General features: G+C 47.9%; 1 protein-coding gene. It reads right to left on the bottom strand.

Annotated features, from left to right (window positions below):
- The coding region (locus A3739_RS08750) for a pyridoxal-phosphate dependent enzyme (RefSeq protein ID WP_156502498.1) at nucleotides 1–388 on the bottom strand (388 nt) is incomplete at both ends.

Below are 388 nucleotides of genomic sequence, written 5' to 3'. Positions count from 1 at the left end.
AGATGGACAGGAACACGTGAGAGAAGAATCTCCGCTCATAAAGCTGTCGTAAAACACTGAATGACTCGGATCTGCGACACATAACTGAGTCGACGCTCCGCGGTATTTGATGTAGCGTCCAATAGTCGCTGACGTACCACCAGTTCCCGCACTGACCACAATCCAACTAGGCTCAGGGTATCGCTCTCTTCGCATCTGATTGAAAATAGAGTCAGCGACATTGTTATTACCTCGCCAGTCTGTGGCGCGTTCAGCATAGGTAAACTGGTCCATATAGTGACCACCTAACTCCTTAGCTAAACGTTCTGCCTCACCGTAAATATCACCGCCCTTGACTAGGTGACATTGACCGCCATAAAACTCGATTTGCTGCTGCTTTTGTTTAGAA

The sequence above is a fragment of the Oleiphilus sp. HI0067 genome, from assembly GCF_001635735.1.
The sequence above is the reverse complement of the archived record's forward strand: the minus strand, read 5'-3'. Positions and strand labels throughout refer to the sequence as shown.